The organism is Spiribacter vilamensis, from assembly GCF_004217415.1.
In the GTDB taxonomy this organism is placed as follows: domain Bacteria; phylum Pseudomonadota; class Gammaproteobacteria; order Nitrococcales; family Nitrococcaceae; genus Spiribacter; species Spiribacter vilamensis.
In genome coordinates, this window is sequence record NZ_SHLI01000001.1 from 1,670,784 (window position 1) to 1,689,482 (window position 18,699).

An 18,699-nucleotide genomic window follows, 5' to 3' on the forward strand; every position below is an offset into this window, starting at 1 on the left:
AAAGGGACTCGTATGACGCACCGCATTGCATTGATCCCCGGAGACGGCATCGGCAAAGAGGTCATGCCCAGCGCCGTTCGCTGCCTCGACGCCCTGGCGCGCCGTCCGGGCCTTGATTTCGAGCTCACCGACTTTCCCTACTCCTGCGAGTACTACGCCCGACACGGCGCGATGATGCCGGACGACGGCATTGATCAGCTGCGCCCGCATGACGCGATTCTGCTGGGTGCGGTTGGTTATCCGGGCGTCCCCGATCACGTCTCGCTGTGGGGCCTGCTACTGCCGATTCGCCGGGAATTCGGGCAGTACGTCAATCTACGGCCCGTCCGGCTCCTCCGTGGTCTGACGTCTGCCCTGCGCGACCGCGGGCCCGAAGATCTCAACTACCTCGTGATCCGCGAGAACAACGAGGGCGAATACTCCGATATCGGCGGTCGGCTCTATGACGGGCTTCCCGAGGCCATGGCAATCCAGGCAAATGTCATCACGCGCAAGGGTAGTGAACGGATCCTGGACTATGCCTTCCGAACGGCACAGTCACGGCCGCGACAGACGCTCGCGTATGCGACCAAGTCCAACGGCATCAAACACAGCATGCCCTTCTGGGACGAACAGGTCGCAGCGATGGCGCCGCGCTATCCCGATGTCGCGGTCGAGCAGTACCACGTGGACATCCTTGCCGCGAATCTGGTCACCCACCCGGACTGGTTCGACGTAATCGTCGGAACGAATCTGTTCGGCGATATCCTCTCCGATCTCGGGCCGGCAACCGCGGGCGGCATCGGCGTCGCGCCCTCGGCAAATATCAACCCCGATCCGGCAATACCCTCCATGTTCGAGCCGGTGCACGGCTCGGCGCCGGATATCGCCGGTCAAGATATCGCCAACCCCATCGCAATGATCTGGACCGTCGTCATGATGCTTGAGGACCTCAAGGAGTACGACGCGGCCCGGGATCTGATGGGCGCCCTCGAGACCGTTACCGGCGAGGGCAAAGTCCTGACCCGCGACCTCGGCGGTACCGCGGGCACCGTCGAATTCACGGATCGACTGCTGGCGGAGCTGGAGTAGGTTCGTAGGTTCGGGACAGGCACAAAACAGGCTAGGTTTGGGACAGGCACGATACTGCCGCCGCCAACTTCAAAAATGATCCAGGGTAAAGCAATGCGAATCTTGCGTGGAATGACGGCAACCGCAGTGATCCTGGCCGTCCTGTCTGTGGCGGCAAAGGCGGAGATCGTGACCGATTCGATCCGTTACAGCCACGACGGCGAGGCCTTCGAGGGTTATGCCGCCTATAACGATGCACTGGGCGATGAACAGCCAACAGTGATCATTATCCACGACTGGGATGGTCTGGGCGATTACGAAAAAACACGCGCAGAGATGCTCGCGCGCAGCGGTTACGCTGCCTTTGCGATCGACCTCTACGGCACCGGCATCCGTCCCGAGCGGGTTGAGCGTCGGCGTGAACTGACGAATGCCCTCTACGCCGATCGGGCGCGGATGCGCGCGCTCATGCAAGCGGGGCTCGAGGCTGCCGGCACGCAGCAGGTAATGGACACTGATAACGCCGTCGCCATTGGCTATTGCTTTGGTGGCGCTGCATTGCTCGAACTGGCGCGCTCAGGGGCAGCGCTTGATGGCTTTGTGTCTTTCCACGGTGGGCTGGGCACACCGGAAGAGCAGAACTATGAACAGGTGGATGGGCCACTGCTCATCCTTCACGGGAGCAGTGACCAGGTAGCGCCGATGAGCGAGGTCGCCAACCTCACCTCCAGGCTGGACGAGGATGGAGCCACCTACACCATGGAGATTTACGGCGGCGCACGTCATGCATTCACCGATTGGGGAGCGTCGGATCGATACAACGCCTCCGCGGATCTGCAATCCTGGGCAGCGATGGAGCGATTTTTGGGACAGGCACTTTCCGAGCCGGCTGACTAGCCGGATGACTCAGCGCTGACAGCCGGGACAGTAGACCGTCGCGCGCTGGGCAAGGCGTACCGAGCGCATGGTTCTCCCGCACCGAGCGCACGGCTTACCTCCGTGCCCGTACGCATGCAGTGCCTGCTGAAAGTAACCCGGCTGGCCATCGCTACGGGCGAAATCGCGTAGGGTCGTGCCACCCGCGTCGATGGCTTCGCTTAGGACGTCCTGAATGGTGGCAGCGAGCCGATCGAACCGTTGTCGAGAAATCCGCCCCGCTCCACGCCCTGGGTGGATACCGGCCCGATACAGGGCCTCGGTCGCGTAAATGTTGCCGACACCGACAACGACCTGGCTATCCATGATGAATGACTTAACGGCTAACCGGCGGTTGCCTGCCCTCGCGTGCAAATAGCCGCCATCAAACGCCTCGCCGAGCGGCTCCGGTCCGAGTGAGCTCAACAGCGAATGGGATTCAGCGGGTCCCTCGGTCAGATGGACGCTCCCGAATCGTCGGGGATCATGGAAACGCAGGCATCGATCGTTATCGAACATCAAATCGATATGATCATGTTTTCGAGGGGTGGCGGTTGGCGACACGACACGGATGTAGCCAGACATGCCCAGGTGAAGAATGAGTGATCGTCCCGAGTCAAACCGCATGATCAGATACTTGCCGCGACGATCAAGGTGCTGCAGGCGCGCTCCCGTCAAACGCTCTGCAAGGGACGCGGGCACGGGCCAGCGCAGCCTCGTCTCACGAACCGCTACATGGGTAATGACCGCGCCAACACAATGAGGCGCCAACCCCCTTCGCGTCGTTTCAACTTCCGGCAGCTCAGGCATCAGGTCTCGGTCCATCCGGGATGCCGACACAAAAAGGCCCGCACGCGGCGGGCCCTGGAATCGGCGGTTTCAGACGCTTTTATTTGATTTTCGCTTCCTTGTAGACCACGTGCTTGCGGACTACAGGGTCGAACTTCCGGAACTCGAGCTTGTGCGGCGTGTTCCGGCGGTTCTTGTCGGTCGTGTAGAAGTGCCCTGTCCCGGCGGACGACACAAGTTTGATCTTATCGCGCATGATTTACCTCAGACCTTCTCGCCGCGGCTACGCAGGTCGGAAACGACCTGCTCAATGCCGAGCTTATCAATAAGCCGCATTCCCTTGCTGGAAATCCGCAGCCTCACCCAGCGGCTCTCGCTTTCGAGCCAGAAGCGGTGGTAGCGCAGATTGGGCAGGAACCGACGGCGCGTCTTGTTGTTGGCGTGTGAGACGTTGTTTCCGGTCATCGGGCGCTTGCCGGTGACCTGACAGACTTTGGCCATTTGGCCCTCCCGAAATCCGTTACAGAGCCGATGCGCAATTGCGCTCACTGAGCCGTGTTTTATACCAGCATCGATCGGCTACTGCAACGTCAGCGACCCTTACTCCTTGAATTTACTCCGGGAAAGCACAAAGTCTACTCATAAGAAAGTTTGGGACAGGCACAAAAAGGAAATGGAGTATCAGGACTACTACAAGACGCTTGGCATCAGCCAGGACGCGTCGGCTGAAGAGATAAAGAAGGCATACCGCCGGCTTGCCCGCCGGTATCACCCGGATGTAAGCAAAGAGCCTGACGCGGAAGCCCAATTCAAGCGCATCTCCGAGGCGTACGAGGTCTTGAAAGACCCGGAAAAACGCAGACTTTACGATCAGCTCGGGGAAAACTATCAAGCTGGTCAGGACTTTACACCACCGCCAAGCGGCCAACGCTACGGCTCACGGCGAACTTCCGGAGCTGGCACCGAGGAGAACTTCGGCGACTTCAGCGACTTCTTCGAGAGCCTTTTCGGAGGTGGCGCGAAGACTTCGGGATGGGACAGGCACTATGCCTCCTCGCGTGGTCGCGACACCAATGCCGAGCTGACCATTGACCTTGAGGACGTCTACGCCGGCTCAACGAAGACACTTACCCTGAGCACAGCGGGACAGGCACAACGCGAATTGAAGGTAAAAATCCCCGCCGGCGTAACTGACGGGCAAAAAATTCGGCTCAAGGGACAGGGCGAACCGTCACCGGATGGCAGCGACAGCGGTGACCTTCTAATCAGAATCATGATCAGGCCGCACAGGCACTTTCAGCTCGATGGGAAAGATGTCTATCTCACGCTCCCGATTTCCCCCTGGGAAGCCGCGCTCGGCGCCACGGTTGCAGTACCAACGCTCGGCGGCAGGGTGGATTTGAATATCCCGGCCGAGAGCCAGAGTCAGAAGCGTTTACGATTAAAGGGGCGCGGATTGCCGGGGAAGAAAACCGGCGACCAGTACGTTAGCCTTTTGATCGTGAATCCGCCGGTAGATGGGGAAGCAGCGAAGTCGATGTTCGAATCGATGCAAGCGACACTGGACTTTAATCCAAGAGCTAACCTCCTGTCGGATTGAATCCACGGTCGGCAGCCGTAAACAGTCTCGCGGCGCTGCGATAGCCCCTGACATAGTGGCGCCCGAGCTGGCGCGCGAGCCCCGCCGAGTGGTCGGGACGCCCGAGCATCGACTGGCTGTATCGCCGTCGGCCAGTGACAAATTCAATCACTCCGGACGCGGCCAGACCAAGCCGCGCTACGATTGGCGGTAAATCAGCCGCTATGACCGCCGAGTCTGGTCGCGACATGAATCGCCCGGTCCAGTCGAGGAGTTGCAGATACTCAAGCTCGGGGCCGGGCAGCTTGTCATCCACCGCATCCCGATCGCCGTTATCGAACGACATGATTGCGGGGTTCTTTGATTCGGGGCCAAGTCTTGATCGGGCAGCACTGAATCGTTGTAGCGCCGAGCATTCCGAAGCGGCTTCCGGACGGTCTGCCATCCCCGCCCTCACCGGGTTGAGATCAACGTAGGCCATGGCGGCAAGCACGGCACCCTCATCCGCCAGGGCCTGACAACGGTAACGGCCCTGCCAGAAGTGGCCGGTCACCCCATCCTCGCGATTGGCGCGTCGGGCAATCGGCTCGTTCAGGCACCGCATGAACCAGGATAGGCTCATCAGCCGCGAGCGGTACGCCTCGATCATGCGGTGCACTCCGGGATGAAAAGCAGTCGAGTGATCGGCGTTGATGATTTCATGCATCCAGGCAGGCCCCTTGAACACGGATAGCCAGCGACGCAGCACCTCGGCGGGCGACCACGACCTTGCTGCTGACTCATCGATCCGAACGACCAGGTGGTAGTGATTCGACATAACCGCATAGGCGCACAGATCAACGGCGAAGGCATCGACAAGCCGACCGAGCCGCCGGCGAATCCACTCGCGTCGATAGGAGTAATCCTTGCCGGTCAGTGGGTCATCGCCGCACAGGAATTGTCGCCGCACGCAGCGCGAGACCAGATGGTAGTAAGGCGTCACATCAAGGGCGATTTGGTTGCGGCGTGGCTGTCCCATCCGAAATAGCTCCCTGACCGGACTGTTCGTGTGGTGGTGTTGAGTAGCAAAAGAGTGGAGCAGTCGCCGGCCGCGCGGTTTGGCATCCTTTCCTCAACCGCGTTGCCGCCGACTGACCACGGTTTGAGTATTACCTGACAGGAAAACTTTCGCCAGCCGGATCAGAGGCTTAGGGATCGGGCGGTAGCAGATATTCGACAGGCGGAGGAATCCATCGGCAAACGCTGCGCAGCCGAGAGGATGTCGTGCGGTAAAAGTCGCCTCACCGAGACTACGGGACAGGCACAAACATGACAGGGAGACTAAAGGGGAGTTATCCAAGGTAAATAGGTGACCAGCCGCCGATCCGAGGACATATCAGCGTCCCTGCTGCCAAATCCGACGGGTCAGCGGCTGGTCGACTTTCAGTATCCACACCCTTTAACCCTGGTGGTATCCCCCATATGAGGGGGTAGGAGTCGTGCTTGTCGCGCTCTACTAAACCCCTTAACCTTCGACATGACAGTGTAGTTCGGGACAGGCACATTATCGGGGCTGTCCCGCAAACAACGCGCAGCTCGCGCACCGACCTCCATGCAGAACTGAATTCGACTACCTTAATTATGGGTTTAGCTTGATGACCGACGTGAACCTCGCCACAGCGCAGGAAAACATGGTGGAGCAGCAGTTACGGACCTGGGACGTGCTCAACGAACGAGTTCTCGAGGTCATGCAGAAGCTGCCGCGCCATGAGTTCGTGCCGACGGCATTCGCGAACCTCGCTTATGCCGATATGCAGCTGCCCCTCGGATATGACCAGGTCATGCTGGAACCGAAAGTCGAAGCGCGCCTGCTACAGGCACTCGATCCGCAACCCAACGAGCGGGTACTGGAGATTGGCACCGGTACGGGCTTTCTGACGGCCTGCCTGGGTGAGATGGCCGCGAATGTCACCAGCGTCGACATTTATGCCGATTTCACCGAGCTCGCATCGTCCAACCTCAAGCAGGCGGGGATCGACAACACCCGTCTTGAGACCGCAGATGCCGCAGCGGGCTGGGATGATGGGCAGCGCTATGACGTAATTGCCGTCACGGGGTCTCTACCCGAACTCCATCAGGGGTTTCACCGCAGTCTCGCAGAAGGCGGGCGATTGTTTTTAATAGTGGGACAGCCACCAATCATGGAGGCCGTTTTGATTACACGAGTATCGGATGATCAGTGGGCATGCGAGAGCCTGTTTGATACGAGTGCACCCGCACTGGTTGGCGCGCCCGTCACCCGCAGCTTCGCGGTCTGACGACTACCTCTCATCGGATCGACGCCTTGCTAACCGTCACACCCACGGAATTGTACGAGCAGTTAAGTACGGGACAGGCACGTCTCACACTGCTCGACGTCCGCGAAGACTGGGAGACTGCCATTAATCATCTCGAGGGCAGTGTTTTCGCACCCATGAGCCGGCTCAGTCCCGAGTTTTTAAACGAGCTACCGCAGGATAGAGATACAGTGGTGATATGCCATCACGGCATGCGAAGCGCTCAGGTAGTAAACTGGCTCGAGCAAAACGGACACCAGCGAGTCTTCAATTTGAGCGGCGGAATCGATGCCTGGTGCCGTTCCGTCGACCCCGATCTCCCGCAATACTGATCAGACAGGATCTACTCATGCTTTACCCGGAAAAAAGACCCACGGCCGCTGCCCTGTTCGTCGCCGCCCTTATGGTGGCTGTCCCAAACCTCGTTAGCGCCGAAGGTCTTTCCAGCATCTACGAACAGGCGCGCAGTAGCGATCCCCAGTTCCAGCAGGACGTGGCCGACCTTAATGCCAGAGAGGAGCTGCTGCCCCAGGCGAAGGCCGGGCTGCGGCCGGATGTCTCGCTGAATTCAACATTCGATGCGATAGACAACCGCAATCTGAACGATCAGTACCGTGAACTGACCTACGGGATCTCACTCAATCAGCCACTCTATCGCTATTCACAGAGCCAGGCGGTGGATCAGGCAGATGCGCAGGTCAGTCAGGCTCAGGCCGAGTTCGCGTTCGCGGAGCAGGAACTCATCCTGCGAGTGGCTGAACGGTATTTCGCCGTTCTCGACGCACGCGAAGCTCTGGATGCCGCCGAGGCCAATCTCGAGGCCATTCAGCGTCAGCTCGATCAGGCCGAGCAGCGCTTCGAGGTCGGCGTCATTGCTCGAACCGACGTTGAGGAAGCACGCGCCCAGGCGGATCTGGCACGTGCCGAACGGCTACAGGCGAAAGACGATCTTGCCAGCCGGCGCGAGGAACTCAGGGAACTGACGAACCGGGCACCCGCGGAGCTCAATCCCGTTAAAAGCGGCGTCTCGCTGACGCCGCCAGAGCCTGCAGAGTCCGCCGCCTGGAGAGCGCGGGCAGAAGAAGAAAACCGACAGCTCGCCGCCGCACGGTTCGCAGCCGAGGCCGCGATGGAAGGGGTGGATATACAACGCGGTGGACGCCTGCCAACAGCCGATCTGGTCGCCGGATACAACCGCTCACGTGAGTACGGAAAGCCTGGCCCCGAAACCGAAGCGAATCAGTTGAGCGCCGGCGTAGAGCTGAACCTTCCACTGTATCAGGGGGGTGAAGTATCCTCCGGCATTCGCGAGGCACAGGCCCGTTACACCGAAGCGCGCGGAGCGCTGGAACAAACCCGCCGCACAGTCGCCCGTAACGCGGCCAACGCCTACCGAGGCGTTCTGACAGCTCTTGAGCGGGTGCGGGCGCTTGACCAGGCACGGGTATCAACCCGGGCGGCCGTTGAGGCCACCGAGGCCGGCTTTGAGGTGGGCACCCGGACGATTGTCGACGTGCTTAACGCTCAGCGGGAACTGTTCAATGCGGAACGCGATTACGAGCAGGCGCGGCACGCTTACCTGCTCAATACCCTGAGACTGCAGCAGGCCGCCGGGACGCTGACCGAAGCGGATCTCGAGCGGGTCAACGCACTACTCGGACAGACTTGACCCATCGTTAGCGGCCAGAAGCGTCTCGTTAAGAATCTGCCGCGTCCGAGCGCTCGCGCCGCGGTGCGCCTGGATGACGGCCTCCGCGCTTCGGCCGGTCGCATCAAGAAAGTGCCTGTCCCGAACCAGGCGCTGCAGTGAATCGGCGAGTTCGTTCGCACCGTGCACCCTTATCCGTGCGCCCTGGTCCTCGAGAAGCCGGTCCACTTGCTGGAAATTCGTGACATGAGGCCCCATTAGTACGGGCTTACCGAGGGCAGCGGGCTCGAGCGGATTATGACCGCCAACGGGCACCAGGCTTCCACCAACAAACGCGACATCCCCCGCCGACAGATACTTGATCATTTCCCCGACGGTATCTGCCAGCAGTACGTGAGCGGTCTGATACCGATCGTCGTCCTTGCCGAGCTGCGACGCCTTGATAACGTGCCTGTCCCAAACCTCGGCCCCCTCACCAGCCGGCCACCGAAACCGTTCCGGATGCCGAGGCACGACGATGAGCATCGCGTCGGGAAAAGCCGCAAGCAGTGCCTCGTGTGCCTCGCGGACCTGGTCCGCCTCTCCCTGCCTGAGACTCGCCGCTACCCAGACGAAACGTTCAGGCCCGATCCGCGCTCGTAACCTTTGACCCGCCACAACCTGTCTGTGGTCAATCGCCTGGTCGAATTTGAGATTGCCGGTGACATGGATCTTCCGGTTCGGGACACCCATATTGTGAAAACGCCCAGCGTCTTCCTCGGTTTGCGCGCAAAGGCAGGCTATACCTTGAAGCGACTGGCGTATCAGCGCGCCAAAACGCGCGTAACGCGCCAGGCTCGCGGGGCTCAGCCTGGCGTTGATCAAGGCGACCGGGATACCGCGTGCCGCCAACGCCGCGAACCGGTTGGGCCAGATCTCGAGCTCGATGAAAATCGCCGCCCGGGGTGACAGGGCGCCGACAAAGCGGTCGACCGCCGTCGGCACATCAACGGGTGGATAGCCGCTTTGCACGCTCGCTCCGTAGCGACTGCGGATCGTTTCCAGTCCGGTTGGCGTATTCGTGGTGATGAAAAGCGGCCAGCCATCTTCAAGCAACCGGTCGATAAAGCTCTGCGCAGCGCGCGCTTCGCCGACCGATGCAGCGTGGACCCAGATCGCTCCCGGGGCCGGCGGTTGATCACGATAGTCGCCCCAGCGCTGGTGCAGCCCCCCTTTATACGCCGGGTTCCTGCGCCGGAGTCGCCACAGATAAAACCGGTAGGCGGGCGAGAGACAGCGTGACAGCATGCGATACGTGGTCAGATTCATCGGCTCAATCGCTTGTCGGCGGGCATTACAACGTGCCTGTCCCATTGCTTTGTCCCGTCGCTTCCGCGCTGAGTGATAACCTCAACGCCGTCGGTGAGGATTCACGGGGATAGGTGCGGTGATGGCCCATATCAACTTCCGACAACAGGAACGCGATTACTTTATCAGTCCGGCCTCCGCAGCACCTGATGACCTGCCGGCGTACCTGTTCGATGCGGAGTCACTCGAAGCGCGGGGAGCCATCGAGAGTCAGGCCCGGGGCCGTGCCGAGGCCTATTTCCTTCGCTTCAACGATCAGCGCCTCGTGCTTCGCCACTATCGTCGGGGCGGGCTACCCCGCCATCTCAGTAATGATCGATTCATCTGGGCCGGCCTCTCCCGCTGCCGACCTTGGCGGGAACTTGCAGTCACCGCTCGCCTCCGTGAGCTCGGGCTTTCCGTGCCTGTCCCGTACGGTGGGCATATCCAAAGGCTGGGACTGAGCTACACCGCGGATATCGTCACGGAACAGATCGCGGGTGCCCGACCTTTGGCCGACCTGGCCAGCGGCGGTATGCCCGACGCAATCTGGCGCGAAGTCGGTCGAGTGATCCGGTGTTTCCACGACGCAGGCGTTCATCATGCGGATCTCAATGTCCGTAACATCCTTATCGATGACCGTTTGAAGGCCTGGCTGATCGACTGGGATCGGGGTCATCTACGGGCAAACACCGCGATGAAGGCACGGAGCCTGGCGCGGCTGCGACGCTCTTTCAGCCGCGAGCCCACCCTGGCATCGGCTGCAGCTACTGGCTGGCCCGCTCTGATCGAGGCCTACAAGGAGGGTCCCTGAATCCGGTCGATGATCGCGCTGGTGGACTCTCCCTCGATGAAGTCGAGGACTTTGACCTCCCCGCCTGCCGCCGTGACGGCGTCGTAACCGGCAATAGCCTGTGGCTGATAGTCCCCGCCCTTGACCAGCACGTCCGGCAGTATCGCTTCGATTAGCGCCGCCGGCGTATCTTCCGAAAAAGCAATCACCCAATCCACGGATCCCAGCGCAGCGACAACCGCCATGCGCTGGGCGAGTGACATCACCGGGCGGCCGGCCCCCTTGAGACGTCTCACGGATTCATCGTCATTGATCGCGACGATCAGGCGATCGCCCAGCGAACGTGCCTGTCGCAAATAATGGACGTGGCCGGCATGGAGCAAATCGAAACAGCCGTTTGTCATCACAATGCGCTCGCCCCGCTGGCGGAGCGGTTCCAGAAGCCTGACCAGTGACTGCGGATCGGTGACCTGGTAGTCACCCGGTGACTGACCGGTGGCGGCCTCCAGCTCGGGCACGGTGACTGACGCCGTACCCACCTTGGCAACGACCAGCGACGCCGCGAGATTCGCCAGTGCCGTGGCCTGCCGCAAATCGACGCCCGCCGCCAGCGACGCCGCCAGCAGTGCGATAACGGTGTCACCCGCCCCCGTGACATCGAAAACCTCCCGCGCATGGGCCGGCAAATGGAAAGGCTCTGCTCCACGGCGTAGCAGGCTCATACCCGCCTCGCCCCGCGTCACCAGCATTCCGTCGAGGGAGAGTTCATCGAGGGCTGCGGGAACAACTTCCTCGAGACCGTGCCTGTCCCAAACCTCCTGATCCCGATCAACTCCGCTCGCCCCCTGCTTTTCCTGGTAGCGCTTGAACTCGCCAACATTCGGGGTCAGCAGTGTTGCGCCTGCGTATCCATGCCAGTCCGTGCCCTTGGGGTCGACGAGGATCGGGACAGGCACTTCTCTTGCCTTGCCGATCAGTGCCTCGACATGCGAGAGGGTTCCCTTGGCGTAGTCGGAGATGATGACGACATCGGTCTCTGCGAGCGCCTGCGCGAACACGTCCGTCAGGCCGTTCGTTTCCGTGGCGGTGAACGGCCGCTCGAAATCGAGCCGCATTAGCTGCTGACGCTGACTGAGGACCCGCAGCTTGCAGATGGTCGGATGGGTGTCGACACGCTGTAGCAGTGGCTCAACGCCCCCCTCCCGCAGGCGAGACTCGAGGAGCCGGCCGTGATCATCGTCACCGATCAGCCCGATAACACGCACTTGGGCGCCCAGCGCGCCGAGGTTCATCGCAACGTTCGCGGCACCACCGGGGCGCATGTCTTCGCCATCCACCCGCAGCACCGGCACCGGCGCCTCCGGCGAGATCCGGCTGGTGGGTCCATGCCAGTAGCGATCGAGCATGACATCACCGACCACGAGTACTCGGGCGCTACCAAAATCCGGCAATTCCAGCTGCATCAAGACCCTCAAAACGGTAAATTGTGCGAATAATGATTCAGATTCTAGCAGGCACCAAGATCGATCACCCGCCAGCGCTCAATCAGGGCAGGCGCTAACGTGTCCGACTCCAGCACACCATCGACGGGCACGCGTCATCGCATCGGGCAGCGCCTCTCGCTGGCACTGCTCTGGATGCTCGGCAAACTGCCGCCGCGTATTGCCCTGTTTATCGGCGAGACCATCGGTCGCCTCTTCAACCGCCTCCCGACCCAGCGACGCCGGGTCGCGCAGAGAAACCTCGAGCTCTGCTTCCCGGAGTTGGGACAGGCACAACGTGAGCACATCACTCGCGCCAACCTGCGCTACACCGGGCGAGGGATCGCGGAAACCGCGCTTGCCTGGTTCGGGGGAGCACGCGTGGATCATATTCCCTGCGACGTCCACGGGCTGGAAAACCTTGAGGCCGCGCAATCCGGCGGATCGCCGGTCATTCTGTTGTCAGGGCATTTTTTGTGTATCGAGCTTGCCGCGAGACTGATCGGGCCCCGGATCCGGATGGCTGCGATCTACAAGCCGATGCGCAAAAAACCGCTGATGGACCGGACAATGCTGCGGAGCCGGTCGCGGACACTGGCGGATGTGCTGCCAAGGACAGACCTCCGCAAAATCGTGCGGGTTCTCAGACAGGGAACGCCGGTGTGGTATGCGGGAGACCAGGATTACGGCGTCCGCAACAGCGAGTTCGTGTCCTTTATGGGTGTCCAGACACCCACCACCACCGGATTGATGCGTCTCAGTCGAATGAGCAGCGCGAAGGTCGTACCGCTTTTTTTCAACATCAACGCCGATGGCAACGGCTATGAGATATGGCTGGAGCCGGCGATGGAGGGATTCCCCACCGGCAACGATCGTACCGATGCCCAGTGGATGAACGCGGTGATCGAGCGCGGGATTCGCGCCCACCCCGAGCAGTACCTCTGGCTCCACCGCCGGTTCAAGCACCCGCCTCCGGGTGAGCGGCCGGCCTACGGCGATGCGCTGCAGAAACCCCGCAACCGTTATGGAGCAGCACCGTGACTAACCAGCCCGAGGACGCCGTCCTGGTCGTCGGACCCGGCTGGGTGGGCGACATGGTGATGGCGCAGAGCCTTTTCAAAGCGCTTCGAGAGCAGGCACCCGACCGGCCGGTCGATGTCGTAGCACCCCCTTGGGGACAGGCACTTCTCGAGAGAATGCCGGAGGTTCGCCACACGTTCACTTTACCGGTACCGCATGGCGAGTTCGGACTGAGTCGGCGCTGGAGTTTGGGACAGGCACTAAAACGACTCGGCCACTCCCAGGCGATCGTATTGCCACGATCGGCGAAAGCCGCCCTTGTCCCGTGGCTCGCGCGCATCCCAAAACGCACGGGCTACCTCGGCGAGCATCGCTACGGGCTGCTTAACGACATCAGACCGCTCGACCGGCAGAGCACCTACCGAACGGTCGATCGTTTCGTCGCGCTGGGTGATCCGAATGGGTCGGAGTTTGGGACAGGCACAAACCAGCCCACCATCCAGCCACCCGCACTCACCACTTCCCGCGATCAGCAGCAGGCAACCCTCGAAACTTTGGGAATCGCTGATAAGTTCGGGACAGGCACAATCCTCACCCTCTGCCCCGGCGCCGAGTACGGTCCCGCCAAGCGCTGGCCGGCGGCGTCGTTTGCGGCACTGGCGAACAGATACCTGGAGCGCGGCTGCCAGGTGGTGTTGCTGGGTTCTGACAAGGATAGTGAGCTGACCCGGGATATCGCCGCTGCAGCGCCCGGCGTACTCGACCTGGCTGGCCAAACCACGCTGAGCCAGGCGATTGATCTGCTCGCAGCCAGCTCGGTCGTCGTCACCAACGATTCCGGGCTCATGCACATCGCCGCCGCGACATCCGCGCCGGTCATCGCCCTGTACGGTTCGTCAGATCCTCAATATACTCCGCCACTTAGCGATCGCGCGGAGATCATCTACCGCGGCCTCGAGTGCAGCCCCTGCTTCCAGCGACACTGCCCGCTCGGGCACCTTAACTGCCTGCGGGGCATCACACCGGACCATGTAACCCACATGATCGACCAGCAACTGGGCCAGATCGCCTGAATGGGTATTCTCCGTACCAGTGCTTTCTGCGGCACATGATGACTGTACAAATGGCAGTAGCACATAATTGCAGTTTCCAGACCCGAACGGGATCGAAGCGATGGCTCACCAACACTTCGGTCGTGCGGCGATGATTCGCTCAGTCATGCCAATCATCTGCAAAGTTCGAAACGCCGATAAGCGGCGACAGATACTGTTGACACCGCTCAAGCATAGAAAATTTGATCGTCCATAGGCTGATGTGTCCAATGAAGACGGGAAGAGACACTTTATCGGTGTCTCTGAGTAACTCACGGACAAGGACGGCGGCTCTGGCGCGGAGCGCCTTTAGCAGAGGTGTAACCGTCTGAGCGTTTTTAGGGGTCTTCGTTCCGGCATCGACTGAGCGCGTGCCCCGGTCACTGGCAACGAGCAGATATCGATGAAATCCGGCGTGGTCTCGCTCCCTGCGAACGAAAGATATAGCCGATATTCAAATAAACATACTTTTTGCTATTTCGTTAGCGCTGTCTTAACGACTTCGTCCGACGTTTCACCAATCGAGGATGACATGAACACTCACTTAGATGCCACCTGGGCAATTACTTTTCGCACGCTTTTTTTTCGCGCCATAATCTATGTCCTCGTCATAGGAGCAATTGCACAAGGGGCTTATTGGGAGGCGCAGTATTTGCCAGAGGTGCGTTTCTCAGAGCTTGGCTTTACCGAGTTAACGCAAACCTGTGTTCTTATTACTTCATGCTTACTACTCGTATACATTCGCCAAGTTTTGCAGATTTGGCCCAATTTGACCTTACTGCTCTTAGCTTTCGTTGCCGCCTCACTGGTGCGCGAACAAGACGCGTTTCTCGATCATTATGTCGCAACACACACCTGGAAAATATTAGTCTCGCTGATCGTTATCCCCTCTATTACATGGGTAGTGATCCAGCGACGCCGATTTCTGGCCGAATTCGCCCGCTACAGCAACACACTCTCATTAGGGTTATTTACTGCGGGCATACTCGTTACCTATGCCTTTTCTCGCCTGTTCGGACGCCAGGTTTTCTGGCGAGCCGTGATGCAGGAAGGTTACATGCGTGACGTGAAAGACATGGCCGAAGAAGTCATCGAGCTTTTGGGTTACAGCATTATATTGATCGCAATAGTGGAGCTACTATTGCTTGCGAGGCGTATCTATCGATCCCACTAATTCAGCACTTAACGCTGCGGCAAGACTCAGTACTTAACAGAACATCCTACACCCGGTATCAATATACCGCTCTAGCAGTGGAGCCCTAGACACCCTGCCAATCAAACGAGCGTTTATAGCTCGCATGCGGCTATTCCCATAGCCTCAACCCTAAAGGCGTCGTTTGTTCGGTTTTCTCAAAATATTTCTGCATTACCAATAGCCCGATAAGGTGCTCTCTAGGTTCATTTAGAAAGGGCTTGACGTAGTTATTGGCGTTGCGAACAATTGCTTTAGCCTGTTCCGGATGATCTATGTAATACTGCACCTTACTGTCAAGATCGCTGTAATCGTCAGAGACCTGAACGTAATGAAATCCTGCCACCAAAGCACCTTCCATAAACCAGGTTTCAAATTTTGGCTTAGTCATAAAGCATAATGAATTAGAAGCCATGATCCATTTCAAGTTGGTAGCGACATCATTACCTTCGATACTTAAAATGAACTTGTAACCGAGCTGCTGCGAAATACCCAAAAATCCTTTATTGCATACCTCGTCGCTAGACTCTTGACGACTGTCCCCCACGTCACACAAGGGATGATCGCAAAAGCGCTTGACGAATTCTTTGCGATGTTGCTGATGGCAACCACCGCGCCAGACAAGCAGATTCTTTTTATGCTCGAACGGCTGTTGGTCATTAACGAAAAAATAGTGTCTTACGCGATTCAATTTGAGCAAAACCGAGGTGTGATTATCATGACGGATCGGGCGGCTTTTAAGAAACGTGAGCTGGTCTGTTACCCTCGTGACATCACCCGGCTGATAGAAAAGTCGGACTGATGGATCGAAGGCCATCAAATATCTTTTCATATCGATGTAATAAGCCCAACTTTTCCCTTTGGTGAAATCACCCGCCCGTTCTGCTCCGGAGGCTAAACGCGCTGTCTTCTGCCACTGGTTGTAATAGTTAACTCGTCTCTGGATATCTTCAATATCACCCTCTGATCGGTGCGCTTCCAGACACTTAAACCAGCGCTTCCTCTGGTTAATATAGTAACTTCTTGGCAGGCCTATCTCGCTTATCCCTTTAAGATAGAACGTAAGTTTGTGACGGTTTTTTCTCAATTTGTCTTTTAGCAAGGCAAAACTCTCATTTCTGACCTGGGCGTCTAACAGTCAACCAATAGCTAGCAAGGCCTTTATCACTGAGGGCGCAGACATCCTCTAACGCGATCAATATTCCAGCGGAATCTCCACCTTTTCGGTTCGTGCAGGTAACCGGGCTCGGCGGCCATAGTGCTCGTGTGCTACATCTGGGCCCTCTAGGAACAATAACAGCAGAGGGTTCAAGCGGAGGCCGACGAGATAGTTCATGGCTATTGTTACAAGTTACAAGACTATACATGCTTAGGGGAGCTCTATATCACGCGTTAGCTGCTCTTGAGGTCCTCGGTGAAAGGTTCGTAGCGGAAACCTCAGGGGCTCAACACAGGGGGTGCGATGATCTACAAACACCGCCAAACGACGCCACGTTTGCGCGAATGGCTCCGCGATTCGGACTTGCCCGAGTGAGCGCCAGCGAACAGATACAACTCCGCGCGGTCGATGGTGCTAAGTTGGCGGCACCTCAAAATCCGCATAGACCGTAGCCATAGCCCCGCGACCTTCACGCCGCGCTGCCAGCCGGGTAATAAATCAATTATAATGAGGCTACAGCGCACACTGCTACCGACCACCCGCTTCGACACCGACACCGACACCGACATCGGTCGAGCCTTGGTGTTGTCGGACTATACCCGATAATCCAATCATCACTTTCCGTGGCGAACCCTGCGCCACATCACTTTGATTCAAACAGTCAAGCGCTAGCGGACGGAAACGTGATTATTGCAGACCCGGGTATATGGACAGGCAGATCTCGATAGGTATAATTCATTGCCTCGAGCAAGATTCATAAAATTCACCAAAATTTTTGGCAAAAGAAAATAAATCCTTTGTTGCAAAGAAATAATATAATACCTTTCGTCATGCGTAAGTTGAATATCAATGCGGGTGGTTTTGCCCATTCCGCGACGGACAACAGCCTCGCGTTTGGAATCTTTCTATTACCGACCCTTTCACTTGCCCTCCCATCGGGCTATTCGTACGGTATTATCATCATATTATTGAGCGCCATCGCAATTCGGGTTTTTGACTCGGAAAAATACCAGTCTGGCTTCGCGCTCTCGACACCGGTCAGTCTTATTATACTATCTCTCGTTCTGTACGCTGTTTTCTGGATCGGCGATGCCGCATTACGTGGCGAAGGCGTAAGTGACTTCGATCGGCCGATTCGGTTCCTAATAGCAGCCCTATGCCTTAGCGTTATTGCACGCACACGAATCGACTCGGCATGGCTCTGGATGGGCCTTGGCCTTGGGAGTATCAATGCGGGAAGCGTAGCACTCTGGCAATGGACCGTTAATGGAGCATCACGAGCAAGCGGATTCGCACCGACAAATAAATTTGGCCTGATTGCAATCACTATGGCGTTAATGTGTTTGAGTGGACTCATCTGGAGCACCAGCACTTCTTGTTCCGGCAAAAAGAGATTCTTCATCTCGGGTCTGCTTGTAATCGGATCTTTTTTCGGATTTACAGCAGCAATGTTATCCGGTAGCCGTGGGGCTTGGATTGCGCTGATACCTGCGACGATCGTTTATTCGCTAGTGCTTACGCGAATACTCCAGGCGAAATACATATTACGCCTAACGTCAATGTTAGGCCTGTTTGTAATCCTTCTAGTCTATATTTTACCCACAAGTAATATCGTAAATCGCCTAGAAGATGCCGGCAGCCAACTAGAGGCCTACGTTAACGGGGATTTTGTTGGTGGTAGCGTCGGCTTCCGACTAGAGATGTGGAAAGGTGCGGGCCTCCTTTTCATAGAGCGACCATACATTGGTTGGGGTGAGCTTGGGTATTATTCGAAAATGCATGAACTGGAAACCAATGGTGCCATTCAAGAACATACAGCACGTTTTACCCACGCTCATAATGACTGGTTCAACGTCCTCGCTAAGAAAGGCTTAGCCGGTGGACTTATCCTCCTCGCGGTATATTTCACACCGTTGGTTTTTTTCATACAAACGACACTACGCGCAGGAAGAGCAAAGGTTGTGAACACACACATGCTTGCTTTATCAGTTTCTGGCATCGTACTGGTGTGCAGCTTTATGTCTGTCGGTATCGCACAGGTAACATTCAACCGGAATATTGGCATCATGTTTTATGCGTTCATGATCGCAGTACTGGTCGGTCTGTTAGCCCGTGACCGATTGCCGCAAGAAAACTAAGGTCAAGAAATTAAACAGCATCGCCTCCGTAGAATTTAACGAGTTACTGCAGTCAATCAGCTAACCAAGAGAGACATTTTGTAGGCCGTAGACTTTTTCATAAACCCTCAAGGAAAACCGCCCACTCCGAGAAACTTTTACAAAAGCCTTTCCGCTTATTATACGGGTGCAACTTCTATGCTGATCCGCTCGCAGCACTTAGA

Annotated in this window: 18 protein-coding genes; 11 read left to right on the plus strand and 7 right to left on the minus strand. The window is 58.0% G+C overall.

The genetic code is table 11. The features are described 5' to 3' along the window. Window positions 1-12 precede the first annotated feature (12 nt). Both EV698_RS08375 and EV698_RS08380 read left to right on the plus strand, forming a co-directional pair. A complete protein-coding gene (locus EV698_RS08375; RefSeq protein ID WP_130503628.1) occupies window positions 13-1,071 on the plus strand; it encodes a tartrate dehydrogenase in 1,059 nt (352 codons plus the stop codon). A gap of 111 nt (window positions 1,072-1,182) precedes the next feature. After that, window positions 1,183-1,947 carry a dienelactone hydrolase family protein gene (locus EV698_RS08380; protein WP_207220519.1) on the plus strand — a complete coding sequence of 255 codons (765 nt, stop codon included), beginning with the start codon at window positions 1,183-1,185 and terminating at the stop codon, window positions 1,945-1,947. Window positions 1,948-1,956: 9 nt separating this feature from the next. On the opposite strand, the gene mutM is transcribed toward EV698_RS08380, so the two are convergent. The 3 genes from mutM to rpmB all read right to left on the minus strand — a co-directional run bounded on the left by mutM (window position 1,957) and on the right by rpmB (window position 3,255). Then, window positions 1,957-2,775 carry a bifunctional DNA-formamidopyrimidine glycosylase/DNA-(apurinic or apyrimidinic site) lyase gene (gene mutM / locus EV698_RS08385; RefSeq protein WP_130503630.1) on the minus strand — a complete coding sequence of 273 codons (819 nt, stop codon included), beginning with the start codon at window positions 2,773-2,775 and terminating at the stop codon, window positions 1,957-1,959. A gap of 79 nt (window positions 2,776-2,854) precedes the next feature. Beyond that, window positions 2,855-3,010 carry a 50S ribosomal protein L33 gene (gene rpmG / locus EV698_RS08390; RefSeq protein ID WP_130503631.1) on the minus strand — a complete coding sequence of 52 codons (156 nt, stop codon included), beginning with the start codon at window positions 3,008-3,010 and terminating at the stop codon, window positions 2,855-2,857. A gap of 8 nt (window positions 3,011-3,018) precedes the next feature. Further along, window positions 3,019-3,255, minus strand: coding sequence for a 50S ribosomal protein L28 (rpmB, locus tag EV698_RS08395; RefSeq protein ID WP_110882317.1), 237 nt, complete (start codon window positions 3,253-3,255; stop codon window positions 3,019-3,021). Window positions 3,256-3,427: 172 nt separating this feature from the next. Here rpmB and EV698_RS08400 point away from each other — a divergent pair, with 172 nt between their 5' ends. Next, window positions 3,428-4,354 carry a DnaJ C-terminal domain-containing protein gene (locus EV698_RS08400; protein ID WP_130503632.1) on the plus strand — a complete coding sequence of 309 codons (927 nt, stop codon included), beginning with the start codon at window positions 3,428-3,430 and terminating at the stop codon, window positions 4,352-4,354. Here EV698_RS08400 and EV698_RS08405 read toward each other — a convergent pair. Next, window positions 4,335-5,351 (minus strand): transposase, encoded by a 1,017-nt coding sequence (locus EV698_RS08405; RefSeq protein WP_130503633.1) that lies wholly within the window; start codon window positions 5,349-5,351, stop codon window positions 4,335-4,337. The two genes, EV698_RS08400 and EV698_RS08405, sit on opposite strands and share 20 nt — an antisense overlap. A 616-nt stretch (window positions 5,352-5,967) precedes the next feature. Here EV698_RS08405 and EV698_RS08410 point away from each other — a divergent pair. The 3 genes from EV698_RS08410 to EV698_RS08420 are packed head-to-tail and all read left to right on the plus strand — an operon-like array spanning window position 5,968 to window position 8,317. Continuing rightward, complete coding sequence (locus EV698_RS08410) at window positions 5,968-6,630, plus strand: protein-L-isoaspartate O-methyltransferase family protein (protein ID WP_130503634.1); 663 nt, start codon at window positions 5,968-5,970, stop codon at window positions 6,628-6,630. A gap of 50 nt (window positions 6,631-6,680) precedes the next feature. Beyond that, complete coding sequence (locus EV698_RS08415) at window positions 6,681-6,980, plus strand: rhodanese-like domain-containing protein (protein WP_239016284.1); 300 nt, start codon at window positions 6,681-6,683, stop codon at window positions 6,978-6,980. Between the two features lie 17 nt (window positions 6,981-6,997). Further along, complete coding sequence (locus tag EV698_RS08420) at window positions 6,998-8,317, plus strand: TolC family outer membrane protein (protein ID WP_130503636.1); 1,320 nt, start codon at window positions 6,998-7,000, stop codon at window positions 8,315-8,317. Here the strand turns inward: EV698_RS08420 and EV698_RS08425 are convergent. Beyond that, window positions 8,300-9,604 (minus strand): 3-deoxy-D-manno-octulosonic acid transferase, encoded by a 1,305-nt coding sequence (locus tag EV698_RS08425; RefSeq protein ID WP_165385760.1) that lies wholly within the window; start codon window positions 9,602-9,604, stop codon window positions 8,300-8,302. The two genes, EV698_RS08420 and EV698_RS08425, sit on opposite strands and share 18 nt — an antisense overlap. 121 nt (window positions 9,605-9,725) lie before the next feature. Here EV698_RS08425 and EV698_RS08430 point away from each other — a divergent pair, with 121 nt between their 5' ends. Next, window positions 9,726-10,436: a 3-deoxy-D-manno-octulosonic acid kinase gene (locus tag EV698_RS08430; RefSeq protein ID WP_130503638.1), complete on the plus strand. Its 711-nt coding sequence runs from the start codon at window positions 9,726-9,728 to the stop codon at window positions 10,434-10,436. Here the strand turns inward: EV698_RS08430 and hldE are convergent. Continuing rightward, a complete protein-coding gene (hldE, locus tag EV698_RS08435; protein WP_130503639.1) occupies window positions 10,418-11,878 on the minus strand; it encodes a bifunctional D-glycero-beta-D-manno-heptose-7-phosphate kinase/D-glycero-beta-D-manno-heptose 1-phosphate adenylyltransferase HldE in 1,461 nt (486 codons plus the stop codon). The two genes, EV698_RS08430 and hldE, sit on opposite strands and share 19 nt — an antisense overlap. Window positions 11,879-11,977: 99 nt before the next feature. Between hldE and EV698_RS08440 the strand changes: the two genes are divergently transcribed. The 3 genes from EV698_RS08440 (at window position 11,978) to EV698_RS08450 (ending at window position 15,181) form a co-directional block, all read left to right on the plus strand. After that, the gene (locus EV698_RS08440) at window positions 11,978-12,937 is read left to right on the plus strand and encodes a lysophospholipid acyltransferase family protein (RefSeq protein ID WP_239016241.1); all 960 of its coding nucleotides are present in this window, start codon (window positions 11,978-11,980) and stop codon (window positions 12,935-12,937) included. After that, window positions 12,934-13,989: a lipopolysaccharide heptosyltransferase II gene (waaF, locus tag EV698_RS08445; protein WP_239016242.1), complete on the plus strand. Its 1,056-nt coding sequence runs from the start codon at window positions 12,934-12,936 to the stop codon at window positions 13,987-13,989. The genes EV698_RS08440 and waaF overlap by 4 nt, the downstream gene beginning before the upstream one ends. A gap of 550 nt (window positions 13,990-14,539) precedes the next feature. Beyond that, window positions 14,540-15,181, plus strand: coding sequence for a hypothetical protein (locus EV698_RS08450; protein ID WP_130503640.1), 642 nt, complete (start codon window positions 14,540-14,542; stop codon window positions 15,179-15,181). A 130-nt stretch (window positions 15,182-15,311) separates the two neighbouring features. Here the strand turns inward: EV698_RS08450 and EV698_RS08455 are convergent, their stop codons facing one another. Beyond that, on the minus strand, window positions 15,312-16,301 hold the full coding sequence (locus tag EV698_RS08455; RefSeq protein WP_130503641.1) for a glycosyl transferase family 90: 990 nt from the start codon (window positions 16,299-16,301) through the stop codon (window positions 15,312-15,314). Between the two features lie 887 nt (window positions 16,302-17,188). Here EV698_RS08455 and EV698_RS08460 point away from each other — a divergent pair. Further along, a complete protein-coding gene (locus tag EV698_RS08460) occupies window positions 17,189-18,496 on the plus strand; it encodes an O-antigen ligase family protein (protein WP_130503642.1) in 1,308 nt (435 codons plus the stop codon). The last annotated feature ends 203 nt before the right edge of the window (window positions 18,497-18,699 follow it).

What these genes read in the sequence shown, in the direction of transcription:
- EV698_RS08375 (WP_130503628.1), top strand. Translation starts at nt 13, where the DNA reads ATGACGCACCGCATTGCATTGATCCCCGGAGACGGCATCGGCAAAGAG.
- EV698_RS08380 (WP_207220519.1), top strand. Translation starts at nt 1,183, where the DNA reads ATGACGGCAACCGCAGTGATCCTGGCCGTCCTGTCTGTGGCGGCAAAG.
- mutM (WP_130503630.1), bottom strand. Translation starts at nt 2,775, where the DNA reads ATGCCTGAGCTGCCGGAAGTTGAAACGACGCGAAGGGGGTTGGCGCCT.
- rpmG (WP_130503631.1), bottom strand. Translation starts at nt 3,010, where the DNA reads ATGCGCGATAAGATCAAACTTGTGTCGTCCGCCGGGACAGGGCACTTC.
- rpmB (WP_110882317.1), bottom strand. Translation starts at nt 3,255, where the DNA reads ATGGCCAAAGTCTGTCAGGTCACCGGCAAGCGCCCGATGACCGGAAAC.
- EV698_RS08400 (WP_130503632.1), top strand. Translation starts at nt 3,428, where the DNA reads ATGGAGTATCAGGACTACTACAAGACGCTTGGCATCAGCCAGGACGCG.
- EV698_RS08405 (WP_130503633.1), bottom strand. Translation starts at nt 5,351, where the DNA reads ATGGGACAGCCACGCCGCAACCAAATCGCCCTTGATGTGACGCCTTAC.
- EV698_RS08410 (WP_130503634.1), top strand. Translation starts at nt 5,968, where the DNA reads ATGACCGACGTGAACCTCGCCACAGCGCAGGAAAACATGGTGGAGCAG.
- EV698_RS08420 (WP_130503636.1), top strand. Translation starts at nt 6,998, where the DNA reads ATGCTTTACCCGGAAAAAAGACCCACGGCCGCTGCCCTGTTCGTCGCC.
- EV698_RS08425 (WP_165385760.1), bottom strand. Translation starts at nt 9,604, where the DNA reads ATGAATCTGACCACGTATCGCATGCTGTCACGCTGTCTCTCGCCCGCC.
- EV698_RS08430 (WP_130503638.1), top strand. Translation starts at nt 9,726, where the DNA reads ATGGCCCATATCAACTTCCGACAACAGGAACGCGATTACTTTATCAGT.
- hldE (WP_130503639.1), bottom strand. Translation starts at nt 11,878, where the DNA reads ATGCAGCTGGAATTGCCGGATTTTGGTAGCGCCCGAGTACTCGTGGTC.
- EV698_RS08450 (WP_130503640.1), top strand. Translation starts at nt 14,540, where the DNA reads ATGAACACTCACTTAGATGCCACCTGGGCAATTACTTTTCGCACGCTT.
- EV698_RS08460 (WP_130503642.1), top strand. Translation starts at nt 17,189, where the DNA reads ATGCGTAAGTTGAATATCAATGCGGGTGGTTTTGCCCATTCCGCGACG.